Source organism: Nocardioides pocheonensis (assembly GCF_003725535.1).
GTDB classification, from domain to species: domain Bacteria; phylum Actinomycetota; class Actinomycetes; order Propionibacteriales; family Nocardioidaceae; genus Marmoricola; species Marmoricola pocheonensis.
On record NZ_RJSF01000011.1, the window covers coordinates 20,186 to 33,383 of the forward strand.

The following is a 13,198-nucleotide window of genomic DNA, read 5'->3' on the forward strand; positions in this document are numbered from 1 at the left end:
TGGCCCCGTCGGGAGGGACCGAAGGCCCTGCTCTTCACCGGTGACGGGGCGCACGCTGGTCCCATGTTGAAGGTCGCACCGGCGCGTCGTACGCGCCTGCCGAGGAGCACGTCCGCCGGGACGACGAAGGGCCGCCGCGTGCGGGGCTGGCGCAAGCTGGCCGGCGCGACCTGGGGCCCTCCGGTCGACCCGCAGTTCTTCGGCGAGATGGAGATCGACGCCGAGGCGTTGATGGACTTCGCCCGCCACGAGCGCGAGCGCACCGGCGTCCACGTCACGATGACCCACCTGGTCGGCCGCGCCGTCGCGCGCGGCCTGGCGGAGGTGCCGTCGCTGGGGATGCGGCTCGCGCACGGCCGGGAGTACCCCCGCGAGAGCATCGACGTGTTCTTCATCGTCGCCACCGGCGGCGGTGACGAGCTCACCGGCGTGAAGATCGAGGGTGCGGACCAGCTGTCCGCGGTCGAGATCGCCACCGCCCTGCAGCGGCGCACCTCGGCGATCACCGCCGGCGCCGACCAGGAGTTCGGTCGGGCCAAGCAGATGCTCACCGTGCTGCCGCCGCGCGTGCTGCGGCAGGCGCTGCGGCTCTCGGCCTGGCTGTCCTCGGACCTGCACCTGGACCTGCCGATGCTCGGCGTCCGTCGGGAGGCCTTCGGCGGCGCGATGGTGACGTCGGTCGGCATGTGGGGCATCCGCCAGGCCTACTCGCCGCTGGCGGCGTACTACCGCGTGCCGCTGCTGGTCTGCGTCGGCGCGGTCACGCCGCGGCCCGTCGCGGTCGCCGGGCGCGTGGTGGTGCGGCCGATGTTCACGCTGACCGCGACCTTCGACCACCGCTACGTCGACGGCTACCACGCCGCGCAGTTCGCGGAGTCGGTGCAGCGCTACTGCGCCCACCCCGACTGAACCTGAACACCGCCTGAACCTTCCGACGACGCGGCGCCGCGACGTGTGAGACTCCGGGCATGAGGATCCTGGTCGTCGAGGACGAGAAGCGGCTCGCCTCCTCGCTGCGCACAGGGCTCGAGGCGGAGGGGTTCGCGGTCGACACGGCGTACGACGGCGACGAGGGGCTCTGGTACGCCCGCGAGCACGACTACGACGCGATCCTGCTCGACATCATGCTGCCGGGCCTCAACGGCTACAAGGTCTGCGAGACGCTGCGCGCGGAGTCGAACTGGACCCCGATCCTCATGCTGACCGCCAAGGACGGCGAGTGGGACCAGGTCGAGGCACTCGACACCGGTGCCGACGACTACGTGACCAAGCCGTTCTCCTTCCAGGTCCTGCTCGCCCGGCTCCGCTCGCTGCTGCGCCGGGGGGCCACCGAGCGACCGACGAACCTCGTGGTGGGTGACCTCGAGCTCGACCCGGCGGCACGCCGGGTGACCCGTGCCGGCACGGAGATCAGCCTCACCAGCCGGGAGATGTCGCTCCTGGAGTTCCTGATGCGCCGGCACGGTGAGGTGGTCACCAAGGCCGACATCCTCGGCCACGTGTGGGACTACGCGTTCGAGGGCGACCCGAACATCGTGGAGGTGTACGTCGGCCGCCTCCGCCGCAAGGTCGACCGCCCGTTCGGCCGGGCCGACATCGAGACGCTGCGCGGCAGTGGCTACCGGCTGCGGGACAGCGAGTGAACCCACGCACGTCCGTGACGCTGATGTCCGGCCGCACGTGGTGGCAGCGGGCACGCACCTCGGTGCGCGTCCGGATCACCGTGCTCGGCTCGGTCTTCGTGCTGCTGGTGACCGCCTTCGGCTCGGTGCTGATCGTCGCCGCGATCACCCACTCGCTGAGCAACAGCCTGATCGACTCCGCGCGGCTCGACGCCGTCGCGATCAACGCGCAGCTCAGGCGCGGCGTCTCGCCCGCCGAGGCCGCCACGACGGGCCGCAACGACGTCGTCGTGCAGCTGGTCGGGCCGGACGGCACGGTCGTGGCCAGCGACCGTCCGGAGCGGTTGAAGGTGGCGCTCCGGACGACGCCCGGCGTGACCGAGTCGGCCGTCGTACCGGGGCTCGCGGACTCGTTCACGCTCGTCGCCCGTCGCGCGACCGGCGACACCGGGGTCGCGCTGATCATCGTCGGACGCTCGACGGAGCAGCGCAACGAGACCCGGGCCGAGACCGCCGGGGTGCTGGCCACCGCCGTGCCGCTGATCGTGCTCGCGCTCGGCCTGATCCTCTGGATCAGCGTCGGGCGGGCCCTGCGCCCGGTCGAGGTGATGCGCGACGAGGCCGACCGCATCACCGTGGCCCAGCTGCGCCGCAGGCTGCAGATCCCCCCGGGGGAGGACGAGATCCCGCGGCTGGCCCGCACCCTCAACGAGATGCTGGACCGGATCGACGAGGGCCAGCGACTGCAGCGGCAGTTCGTCTCCGACGCGAGCCACGAACTCCGGTCCCCGCTCGCCGTGATCCGCCAGGCCGCCGAGATCGCGAGTGCCTACCCGGCTCGGGTGACCTCCGAGGAGCTCGCGGCCGACGTGCTCGCCGAGAGCCTGCGGCTCGAGGAGCTGGTCAACGCGCTCCTGCTGCTGGCCCGCCTCGAGGGCGGCGACGACAGCGCACGCGAGGTGGTGGACGTCGACGATCTCGTCCTCACCGAGGTGGCGCGGGCGCGTGCCCGGCCCGGTGTGAAGATCGACGCCCACGCGGTGGGAGCAGGTCAGGTGCGGGGGAGCGCGGTCCTGCTCGGGCAGGTGGTGCGCAACCTGCTCGACAACGCCTGCCGCCATGCCGACTCGGTGGTCTCGGTGTCCCTCGCCGAGGAGGACGGCACCGTCTGCCTGGTGGTCGACGACGACGGGCCGGGGATCCCGGCGGCGGACCGGGCACGCGTCTTCGACCGGTTCGTGCGGCTCGACGACGCACGAGCGCGCGACGAGGGCGGCAGCGGCCTCGGGCTCGCGATCGTCCGCAAGATCGTGGACAGCGGTGGTGGATCCGTGCAGGTCACGGACTCACCGGCAGGCGGGGCGCGCTTCACCGTGCGTCTGCCCGCGGTTGCCGTCTGAGGCGGCACACGTTCAGGTTCGGTTCAGCGGCTCGTGGGCACAGTGGGACCATGACCGCCGATCTGATCGCCCCGCCGCGGGCCGAGCAGCCGGTGGTCCGCAGGGTCATCCCCGTCGTGCCGATCGCCACGGCCGCGGTCGTGGCCCTGCGCATGCTCCTGGTCGCCCGGCCCGCGAGCCCCGACGAGGCCGGTTTCCTCATGGTGGCCTCGCAGTGGCACGTCGGCGGCACGTCGCTGTACGGCAACTACTGGGTCGACCGGCCGCCGCTCCTGATCGGGCTGTTCCGGATCGCCGACCTCGCCGGCGGGCTCACCGCCCTCCGCATCCTCGGCGCCCTCGCCGCGGCCGCGACCGTGTGGCTGCTGGCCTCCACATCGGGCCGCGTCTTCGGTCACCGGGCCGCGGGATGGACCGCGGTCGTCGCCGCGGGCCTGCTGATCTCGCCGCTGGTCGGGTCCGACGCCGTCAACGGCGAGCTGCTGGCCGCCCCCTTCATCGCGCTCGGCCTCCGGCTCGCCGTCGAGGCCGTGTACTCCGAGGACCCGCACGCAGCTCGGGGCGCAGCCCTCGGCACGGGTCTCGCCGCCGTGCTCGCGCTGCTGGTGAAGCAGAACATGGCCGACGTCGTCGTGTTCGCCGTCGTCTGCTGGGCGGTCGCCTGGCGGACCCGGCGGATCACCGGGCGGGCCCTCCGTGACCTGCTCGCCCTCGCGGCCGTCGGCGGTGCCGTCGGGTACGCCGTGGTCATGCTCTGGGCGATGGCCCACGGCACCTCGCCGCTCGGCGTCTACGAGGCGACGTACCCCTTCCGGATCCGCGCGGGCAACGTCATCGCGGCCACTCCGGGCAACGCCTCCCAGCTGCGGCTGGGCCGGCTCGGGTTCTCCGCGCTGCTGAGCGCGGGTCCTCTGATCCTGGTGGCGTTCCTCGCCGTGGCGCTGCGGCGCCCGCGCCACCCGGCCGTGGTGTGGGGGCTCGTGGCCGCGGGCACGTACGCCTGCGTGTCGATCCTTGCCGGGGGCAGCTACTGGCTGCACTACCTGGTCCAGGCGATCCCGGTCGTGGCGCTGGCGGCGGGAGCGATCTCCGTACGTACGGCGCCCGTGGTCCGGGTGCTGGTGCCGGCGGTCGTCATCTCGGCGGTGGTGGCGCTCGTGGCCTCGGTGGCCTCTCCGGCACCCGCGCCCGGCAACACGGTCGGTCGCGCGATCGCCGCGTCGGCGCAGCCGGGCGACACCGTGCTCTCTGCGTTCGGTGACGCGGACATCCCGCGAGCGACCGGGATGAGCTCGCCGTACCCGTACCTGTGGAGCCTGCCGTCGCGCACGCTCGACCCGCACATGACCCTCCTCCGCGGCATCCTCGCCGGTCCCGAGGCCCCGACCTGGGTCGTCGTGCGCGGCAACCACACCCTGCAGCGCCTGGAAGGAGCGGACATCCGCCCCATGATCGAGACCCGTTACCGCCTCCTGGACAGCATCTGCGGCCGCCTCGTCTACCTGCAGCGCGGCATCGACCGGCCCCCGCTCCACGTGACCGGCACCTGCGGAGGGTTGGTGCTGCCGTGAGCGCGGAGCCGATCGCCCAGTCCCTCGACGAGCCCGCCACCGAGCGCTGCCTGGTGGTCGTCCCGACGTACGACGAGGCCGAGAACATCGACCGGCTGCTCGATGCCGTGCTGGCGGCCGCGCCGTACGCCGACGTGCTGGTCGTCGACGACAACAGCCCCGACGGCACCGCGCGGTTGGTCACCCGTCGCCGGGAGTTCGGCGAGCGGGTCTGGCTGCTGGAGCGGCCCGGCAAGGCGGGCCTGGGTGCCGCCTACCGGGCCGGCTTCGCCTGGGCGCTCGAGCGCGGCTACGACCGGATCGCCCAGATGGACGCCGACCTCTCGCACCCTCCGGAGCGCGTGCCCGCCCTCTTCGCGGCGCTCGACGACGCCGACGTCTCCGTCGGGTCGCGGTACGTCGACGGCGGCGGCGTGGCCAACTGGGCCTGGCGGCGACGGCTGCTGTCCTGGGCCGGCAACCTCTACGTGCGGTTGGTCCTCGGCACCGGCGTGCACGACAACACCGCCGGGTTCAAGGCGTTCCGTCGCGAAGCGCTCGAGGACATCGGCGTGCTGGAGTCGGAGTCCAACGGGTACTCCTTCCAGATCGAGAACACCTGGCGGGCCGCCCAGGCCGGCCTGAGCGTCGTCGAGGTGCCGATCACGTTCACCGACCGCACCGAGGGCCAGTCGAAGATGTCCGGCTCGATCGCCACCGAGGCGCTGACGCGCGTGCTGGTGTGGCGGTTCTCCGAGGTGCTGATGTTCCTCGCCGTCGGCGGCTTCGGCTACATCGTCGACGTGGTCGCGTTCAACGCGTTCCGGCTGGTCGAGCCGTTCAAGGCCCTCGACCCGGCGTACGCCCGCACCGCCGCGGTGGTCCTCGCGATCCTGGTCAACTACATCGGCAACCGCGCGTGGACCTGGCGCAACGTGCCGTCGGACGACCGGCGCCGTGAGCTGGCGCTGTTCTTCCTCTTCAGCGTCATCGGCTTCGGGTTCTCGCTGGCCTGCCTGCTGATCTCCCACGACGTGCTCGGCTACACCAGCGCGCTGGCCGACAACATCTCCGCCAACGTGGTCGGTCTCGCCCTCGGCGCGGTGTTCCGGTTCTGGACCTACAAGAAGTACGTGTTCCACGCGCAGGCGCCGGTGCGTGAGGTGCGTCGCGCGAGCGTCAAGGTTCCGTCAAGACCGGCCTGAGCGTCGTTCCGTCGCGTGACGATCGAGGTATGGAACCTGATCTCCTCGAGGCGACCCGCCGCGGCCCTGCAGGCCGCCTGTTCGTCGCCCTCTGGGGCGGGCTGGCCGTGGTCGACGTCAGTCGGCCGGCCGGCGCCCTGCTCTCCGGTGGCCTCGTCCTCGTGCTCGTCGCCGCGTGCGGGGTCCACCAGACCTGGTGGTCGGCCGCGTCGATCGCCACCACCGGCTGGCTGGTCGTGAACGGCTTCGTCCAGCACCGGTACGGCGAGCTCGGCTTCGGCGCCTCCAGCTGGGCGCTGTTCGCGCTGGCGCTCGCGGTGGTCCTGGCCGTCGCCGCCCGCACCGGGTCGACCCGCTCCCTCCCGCGGTGAGCGCCACGATCCGCGTCGAGGCCGCAGTCCCGGTCCCGGCGAGACCGGCCTCCGCCTCGGAGGAACGCCGCCACCCCTGGTGGAAGGTGATGTGCCTGACCGGCGTCGACTACTTCTCGACGCTCGGCTACCAGCCCGGCATCGCCGCTGTCGCTGCCGGCGTCCTGTCGCCGGTCGCGACGCTCGTGCTCGTCGCCCTGACCCTGTTCGGGGCCCTGCCCGTGTACCGCAGGGTCGCCGAGGAGAGCCCGCACGGCCAGGGCTCGATCGCGATGCTCGAGCGGCTGCTGCCGAACTGGGCGGGCAAGCTCTTCGTGCTGGTCCTGCTCGGGTTCGCCGCGACCGACTTCATGATCACCATCACCCTGTCCGCGGCCGACGCCACCGCCCACGTCGTGGAGAACCCGCACGTGCCGGCGGTGCTGCACGGGCACGAGGTGCTGATCACCCTGGGCCTCCTCGTGCTTCTCGCCGCGGTGTTCCTGCGCGGCTTCACCGAAGCCATCGGTGTGGCGGTCGCGCTGGTCGTGGTCTACCTGGCGCTCAACGTCGTGGTGATCGCGGTCGCCTTCGCCCACGTGCTCGGCCAGCCCCACGTCGTCGGCGACTGGAGCCGGGCGATGACCGCGCAGCACGGCAGCCCGGTGATGATCGTCGCCGTCGCGGTGCTGGTCTTCCCCAAGCTCGCCCTGGGGATGTCCGGCTTCGAGACCGGGGTGGCCGTCATGGAGCACGTCGACGGCTCGCGGGACTCGCGGGGCGAGCTGGCCGGCCGGATCCGCGGCACGAAGCGGCTGCTCACGACCGCGGCCCTGGTGATGAGCGTCTTCCTGGTCACCAGCAGCCTGGTCACCACCTGGTTGATCGCCCCGCGCGACTTCGCGGACGGCGGGCCGGCGAACGGACGCGCCCTGGCCCTGCTGGCACATCGCTACCTCGGTGACGTGTTCGGGTCGGCGTACGACCTCTCCACGATCGCGATCCTCTGGTTCGCGGGCGCGTCGGCGATGGCCGGTCTGCTCAACCTCATCCCGCGCTACCTGCCGCGCTACGGGATGGCACCGGTCTGGGCGAACGCCGTGAGGCCGCTCGTGCTCGTGCTCACCGCGATCGCGTTCGGGGTCACCGTGATGTTCCGGGCGGACGTCAACGCCCAGGGCGGGGCGTACGCGACCGGCGTGCTGGTGCTCTTCACGTCCGCGGGTGTGGCCGTGACGATCGCCGCGCGGCGCCGCCGTCAGCACCGGCTGATGACAGCCTTCGCCGTCATCACGGTCGTCTTCGCCTACACCACCGCCGACAACGTGATGGAGCGCCCGGACGGGGTGCGCATCGGAGGCTTCTTCATCCTGGCGATCCTGGTGGTGTCGTTCGCCAGCCGGCTGCGCCGCGTCTTCGAGCCGCGCGCCACGGAGGTGCACCTGGACCCGACCGCGCAGATCTTCGTTCGGGACTGTGCTCGCCGCACGATCCGCCTGGTCGCGCACGAGCCCGGCCCCGACACCCACGCCGAGTACGCCGACAAGGTGCGGCAGGTGCGTCGCGACCACGACCTCCCCACCGATCCGGACGTGATCTTCGTCGAGGTCACGGTGACCGACCCGTCGGACTTCGAGGGCCGCGTCGACGTGACCGGGGTGGTCGTGGGGGACAGGCACCGGGTGATGCGGCTCGAGGCGTCCTCCGTGCCGAACGCCCTGGCTGCACTGCTGCTCGAGATCCGCGACCGCACGGGCGTGATCCCGCACGTGTACTTCGAGTGGACCGAGGGCAACCCGGTGGCGCAGCTGCTGCGGTTCCTGGTGCTCGGCCTCGGCGAGGTCGCGCCGGTGACGCGCGAGGTGCTCCGCCGCGCCGAGCCGGACCGCGAGCGCCGGCCGCACGTGCATGTGGGCTAATGGTGGCGTGAGGACCGCGCTCGGCGCTCGCCCGCCCGAAGGCACGGGGGAGCTCAGTCGTCGGAGGGTCGTCGCGGCGTACGCGCTCGCGGTGCTCGGGACCGCGGTGCTCACGGTCGTGATGACCTCCGTCGGCTCCCCGAGCACGCTGTCCTTCGAGGCGATGGTGTTCCTGGCCTTCGTGGTCGGCTGCGCCCTGCTCGGTGGTCGCTGGCCGGCCGTCGCTGCGGCGCTGCTCGCCGGGTTCTCGCTCAATTACTGGTTCACCGAGCCGCTGCACCAGCTGCGGATCGCCAGCGCGGAGAACGTCGCCACGATCGTGGTCTTCCTCGTGGTCGCGACCGCGGTGAGCGGGCTGGTCGACGCCGCCGCGCGACAGACGCACCAGGCGCGCGTGGCCCGCCGGGAGGCCGACGACCTCGCCCTGCTGAACCGCTCTGCCCTGGTCGACGACGACGTGCCCCGGTTGCTCGGCGTCCTCTGCGAGCGGTTCGGGTTCGCGTCCGCGGTGCTCGACCCCCCGGCCGCGCCAGGTGTGCCGGCGGCACCGGTGGACGGTGGGCGGTTCGTGCTCCCCGACGGGTGGGTGCTCACCGTCACCGGGCACGAGCCCGACGACGCCGAGCGGCGCGTGCTCACCGCCTTCGCCGGCCACCTGGCCCTGCTCCGCGGACAGGCCGAGCTGGCCAGGCAGGCCGACGCGGCCCATGAGCTCGAGCTCGGCAACCGGGTGCGGACGGCCCTGCTCGCCGCGGTCTCCCACGACGTCCGTACGCCGCTCGCCGCCCTGAAGGTCGCCGTCTCGACGCTGCGCACGCCGGGCGTGCAGTGGGCCGAGGCGGACCGGCAGGAGCTGCTCGCGACGATCGAGGAGGCGACCGACCGGCTCACCGGGATCATCGCCGACCTGCTCGACATGACCCGGCTGCAGTCCGGCGGGGTGCGCCTCGCCCTGGAGGAGGTGCCGGTCGAGGACCTCCTCGCGCGCGCCGCCGCCAGGCGCCCGGTCTCCATCGTGGTGCCCGACGGGCTGCCGTGCGTCCGGGTGGACACCGGCCTGACCGACCGGGCGCTCGACAACCTGGTCGCGAACGCGCTGCGCCACGGCGGCGGAGTGGTCGAGCTCGAGGCGGCCGCGGTCGGGCACGACGTCGAGGTCCGCGTGGTCGACCACGGGCCCGGCGTACCGGACGCCCTCAAGCCGCGCATGTTTGCGCCGTTCGAGCGGCTGGGTGTCAGTCCCGGAGGAGAGGGTGTCGGGCTCGGATTGACCGTCGCACAGGGTCTCGCCGAGGCGCAGGGGGCCACGGTCACCGCCCGCGACACCCCCGGCGGCGGCCTCACGATGGTGCTGACCCTGCCCGTCGCGCCGACACCGCCGTCGGACCAGGTGGCGACGTGACCCGGGTGCTCGTCGTCGACGACGAGCCGGCGATCCGCCGGGCCCTCGAGCTGGGGCTGCGGGCGCAGGGCCACGACGTGCTGATCGCCGCGGACGGTCGCACGGCGCTGCAGGCCTGCCGCGAGGACGCGCCCGACGTGGTGCTGCTGGACCTCGGCCTCCCGGACCGCAGCGGCTTCGACGTGCTCCGCGCGCTCCGGGAGTGGAGCTCGATCCCGGTCATCGTGGTCTCCGCCCGCCACGGGTCGCACGACAAGGTCGACGCGCTGGACCTCGGGGCCGACGACTACGTGACGAAGCCGTTCGGGATGGACGAGCTGATGGCCCGCCTGCGCGCGGCGGTCCGTCGCGCCGCGACCGCGGACCGGGTGGTCACCGAGCACTTCGTCGTCGACCTCGGTGCCCAGCAGGTGACGCGCGACGGTGTGCCGGTGCGGCTGACGCCGACGGAGTGGGCGCTGCTCGCCGCGCTGGTCAGCCGGCAGGGCCAGCTCGTCTCCCGCGAGCGCCTCCTGCACGAGGTGTGGGGACCGGCGTACGGGGTGGAGACGAACTACCTGCGCGTGTTCGTGGCGAACCTGCGCAAGAAGCTCGAGCCGGAGCCCTCCCGTCCGCGCTACCTGCACACCGAGCCCGGGATGGGCTACCGGTTCACGGCCGAGTAGGGCATCGCCGCTAGCCTCGAACCGTGTCCGACGCCTCCCGCGACCTCGACGCCTGGTTCGCCGCGAACACCGGCGCGTGGTGCGACCACGCCCTCGAGGACCTGCTCAAGGCCAAGGCCGAGAGCGGGCTGAGCGTGAGCCTGGTCGTGCCGGCGCGCAACGAGGCGGCCACGGTCGGCGACGTCGTCGGCCGGGTGCGCGAGGCGCTGATGGAGACCACCGACCTGCTCGACGAGGTCGTGGTGATCGACTCCGACTCCACCGACGACACGTACGCCGTCGCGGAGGACGCCGGTGCGATCGTGCACCGGTCCGCCGAGATCCGGCCCGACCTCGGGTCCGTGCCCGGCAAGGGCGAGGCGATGTGGAAGTCGCTGTTCGTGACCCGCGGCGACGTCCTGGTCTTCATGGACGCCGACCTGCTCGACTGGGACACGCACTTCGTGCCCGGGTTGCTCGGCCCGCTGCTCACCCGGCCCGAGATCGCGCTGGTGAAGGGGTTCTACGAACGGCCCTTCGTCAACGGCGACGCTGTGTCGGACCCGGAGGCGGCCGCCTTCGAGGGCGGCCGGGTCACCGAGCTCACCGCCCGGCCGCTGATCAACGTGCTCTACCCCGAGCTCGCCGGGCTGGTGCAGCCGCTCGCCGGCGAGTGGGCGATCCGGCGCTCGCTGTTCGCGACGCTGAGCGTGCCGACCGCGTACGCCGTGGAGACCACGGCGCTGATCGACACCGCTCGTCGCCTCGGCGTCGGGGCGATCGCCCAGGTCGACCTCGGCCGCCGCGCCCACCGCCACCAGGCGCTGCGCGACCTCGGGGCGATGGCCACCCAGATCGTGGCCGCCGCGGTCCAGCGTCTCGGGATCTCGACCGACGCCGAGGTGTGCCTGCGCCAGTACCACCCGGTCGACGGCCGGATCGCTCCGCTGCTGCGCACCGTCCCGGTCACCGAGCGCCCGCCCGCCGAGGAGTACCTCGCATGACGCTCAAGCTCGGACGCCACGAGTTCCCCGACGACGTCACCTTGATGATGGCGATCGTCAACCGCACGCCCGACTCGTTCTACGACAAGGGCGCCACCTGGGCCGAGGACAAGGCGTTCGACCGGGTCGCGGAGGTCGTCGACCAGGGCGCCGAGATCGTCGACATCGGCGGCATCAAGGCGGCGCCCGGCGCGTTCATCGACGAGGACGAGGAGAAGCGGCGCGTCGTCTCCTTCGTCGAGCGCGTGCGGGGCGCCCACCCCGGCCTGGTGATCTCGGTCGACACGTGGCGCTCCTCCGTCGGCCGCGCCGTCTGCGAGGCCGGTGCCGACGTGCTCAACGACGCCTGGGGTGGTGCCGACCCCGCCCTCGTCGACGTCGCGGCCGAGCACGACGCGGCGATCGTGTGCACGCACACCGGCGGCGCCACCCCGCGCACGCGCCCCTTCCGGATCGAGTACGACGACGTGGTCGCCTCCGCGATCGCCGACGTCACGGCGTACGCCGAGCGCGCGGTCGCGGCGGGCGTCGACCGGCGCAGCGTGGTGATCGACCCGGCCCACGACTTCGGCAAGAACACCTTCCACTCCCTCGAGCTGACCCGTCGCCTCGACGAGCTGGTCGCGACCGGCTGGCCGGTGCTGGTGTCGCTGTCGAACAAGGACTTCGTCGGCGAGAGCCTCGACCTGCCGGTCGGCGAGCGGCTCACCGGCACGCTCGCGGCGACCGCGATCTCCGCACTGGCGGGGGCACGCATCTACCGGGTCCACGAGGTGGTCGAGACCCGGCAGGTGGTCGACATGGTCAGCACGATCGCGGGGCGGCGCCCGCCGCGGCGTGCGATCCGGGGGCTGGCATGAGGGTGGTGTTCGTACCCTCCACGCTGGCCCTGCTGCCGGCGTACGCCTCGATCGACGACCCGATCAGCGACCTCCGCGAAGCCGTCGACGCCGCCGTCGCCTGGCTGCTCGAGGAGGGTCCCGCGACCGCCCTCTGGGGCTCGGGCTCGGCGCACCGGATCGCGGAGCACCTCCTCGGAGAGCGCGGCGGTCACGGGCCCGGCCTGCTCGTCGTGGCCAACGGCTCGGCCACGCGCACCGAGAAGGCGCCCGGCCACCTCGACGAGCGGGCGGCCGGGTTCGACGCCGCGGTCGGCAAGGCCCTCGCCGAGGGCGACCAGGCGGCGCTCGCCGCGATCGACACGGACCTCGCCGACGAGCTCTGGGCGATGCCCGACGCCGACGTGCTCCGCAAGGTCGCGGGCCGGGTCGGGCCGGTGACCGACGTGCACGTCGACTACGACGACGCGCCGTACGGCGTGCAGTACTGGGTGGTGAGGTGGCAGTGCGGATCCTGATCGACGAGGCCGGGGGGACCGGAGAGGTCGGCGACGACAGGGACCTCGAGGCGCTCTACCGACCGCCCACGCTGCCCTGGCTGCGGGTCAACATGGTCAGCACGCTCGACGGTGCCGCGAACGGGGAGTCGGGCAAGAGCGGATCGATCAACAACGAGGCGGACAAGCGGGTCTTCCACGCGCTGCGCGCCCAGGCGGATGCGATCGTCGTCGGAGCCGGTACGGCGCGCACCGAGCGCTACCGCGTCGCCGCCGTGCCGCTGGTGATCGTGTCGCACCGCGGGCTGGTGCCCGAGCAGCTCCAGGACGCGCCTCCCGGCACGGTGCTGCTGGTGACCTGCGCCGACTCGCTGGGTCTCGCCGAGTGTCGCGAGACTCTCGGGCCCGACCAGGTCATCGTCGCGGGGGAGTCCCAGGTCGACCTGGCCGCGATGAAGGCCGAGCTCGTCGAGCGAGGGTTCCGCGACCTCCTCAGCGAGGGCGGCCCGCACCTGCTCCGCGACCTGCTGGCCGCCGACGTCGCCGACGAGCTCTGCCTCACCTGGGTCCCCCGCACGATCGGCGGCGTCCACCCCCGCATCCTCGAGGGCGAGGCCGTCGACGTCCCGATGCGACTCGCGGTGCTCCTGGAGGAGCAGGGCACGCTGATCGGTCGCTGGATCGTCGAGCGGTAAGGGACGCCTGCGGCTGGCTTCGGGTGACCCGCCGGGTGGTTGAGGTGCGAGCCCTTCGGCAGGCTCAGGAA

Annotated in this window: 13 protein-coding genes; all 13 read left to right on the top strand. The window is 72.9% G+C overall.

Annotated features, from left to right (window positions below):
- The first annotated feature begins 63 nt into the window (after nt 1–63).
- The 13 genes from EFL26_RS05690 to EFL26_RS05750 are packed head-to-tail and all read left to right on the top strand — an operon-like array spanning nt 64 to nt 13,127.
- Nucleotides 64–909: a 2-oxo acid dehydrogenase subunit E2 gene (locus EFL26_RS05690; RefSeq protein WP_123221941.1), complete on the top strand. Its 846-nt coding sequence runs from the start codon at nt 64–66 to the stop codon at nt 907–909.
- A gap of 59 nt (nt 910–968) precedes the next feature.
- Nucleotides 969–1,643, top strand: coding sequence for a response regulator transcription factor (locus EFL26_RS05695; RefSeq protein ID WP_123221942.1), 675 nt, complete (start codon nt 969–971; stop codon nt 1,641–1,643).
- Nucleotides 1,644–1,666: 23 nt separating this feature from the next.
- The gene (locus EFL26_RS05700) at nt 1,667–3,022 is read left to right on the top strand and encodes a sensor histidine kinase (RefSeq protein ID WP_246000040.1); all 1,356 of its coding nucleotides are present in this window, start codon (nt 1,667–1,669) and stop codon (nt 3,020–3,022) included.
- Between the two features lie 50 nt (nt 3,023–3,072).
- Nucleotides 3,073–4,593 (top strand): ArnT family glycosyltransferase, encoded by a 1,521-nt coding sequence (locus EFL26_RS24630; RefSeq protein WP_123221944.1) that lies wholly within the window; start codon nt 3,073–3,075, stop codon nt 4,591–4,593.
- On the top strand, nt 4,590–5,777 hold the full coding sequence (locus EFL26_RS24075; RefSeq protein WP_183408046.1) for a glycosyltransferase: 1,188 nt from the start codon (nt 4,590–4,592) through the stop codon (nt 5,775–5,777). The genes EFL26_RS24630 and EFL26_RS24075 overlap by 4 nt, the downstream gene beginning before the upstream one ends.
- Before the next feature lie 29 nt (nt 5,778–5,806).
- Nucleotides 5,807–6,148, top strand: a complete 342-nt coding sequence (locus tag EFL26_RS05715; protein ID WP_123221945.1) for a hypothetical protein — start codon at nt 5,807–5,809, stop codon at nt 6,146–6,148.
- Nucleotides 6,145–8,046, top strand: coding sequence for an APC family permease (locus tag EFL26_RS05720; protein ID WP_342773513.1), 1,902 nt, complete (start codon nt 6,145–6,147; stop codon nt 8,044–8,046). The genes EFL26_RS05715 and EFL26_RS05720 overlap by 4 nt, the downstream gene beginning before the upstream one ends.
- 7 nt (nt 8,047–8,053) lie before the next feature.
- Nucleotides 8,054–9,448 (top strand): sensor histidine kinase, encoded by a 1,395-nt coding sequence (locus EFL26_RS05725; RefSeq protein WP_183408047.1) that lies wholly within the window; start codon nt 8,054–8,056, stop codon nt 9,446–9,448.
- Nucleotides 9,445–10,113 carry a response regulator transcription factor gene (locus EFL26_RS05730; protein WP_123221947.1) on the top strand — a complete coding sequence of 223 codons (669 nt, stop codon included), beginning with the start codon at nt 9,445–9,447 and terminating at the stop codon, nt 10,111–10,113. The genes EFL26_RS05725 and EFL26_RS05730 overlap by 4 nt, the downstream gene beginning before the upstream one ends.
- Nucleotides 10,114–10,136: 23 nt before the next feature.
- Nucleotides 10,137–11,096 (top strand): glucosyl-3-phosphoglycerate synthase, encoded by a 960-nt coding sequence (locus tag EFL26_RS05735; protein WP_123221948.1) that lies wholly within the window; start codon nt 10,137–10,139, stop codon nt 11,094–11,096.
- Nucleotides 11,093–11,956 (top strand): dihydropteroate synthase, encoded by an 864-nt coding sequence (folP, locus tag EFL26_RS05740; protein ID WP_123221949.1) that lies wholly within the window; start codon nt 11,093–11,095, stop codon nt 11,954–11,956. The genes EFL26_RS05735 and folP overlap by 4 nt, the downstream gene beginning before the upstream one ends.
- Nucleotides 11,953–12,453 carry a class III extradiol ring-cleavage dioxygenase family protein gene (locus tag EFL26_RS05745; RefSeq protein WP_123221950.1) on the top strand — a complete coding sequence of 167 codons (501 nt, stop codon included), beginning with the start codon at nt 11,953–11,955 and terminating at the stop codon, nt 12,451–12,453. Before folP ends, EFL26_RS05745 begins: the two co-directional genes overlap by 4 nt.
- Complete coding sequence (locus EFL26_RS05750) at nt 12,435–13,127, top strand: dihydrofolate reductase family protein (RefSeq protein ID WP_123221951.1); 693 nt, start codon at nt 12,435–12,437, stop codon at nt 13,125–13,127. The genes EFL26_RS05745 and EFL26_RS05750 overlap by 19 nt, the downstream gene beginning before the upstream one ends.
- Nucleotides 13,128–13,198: the final 71 nt, after the last annotated feature.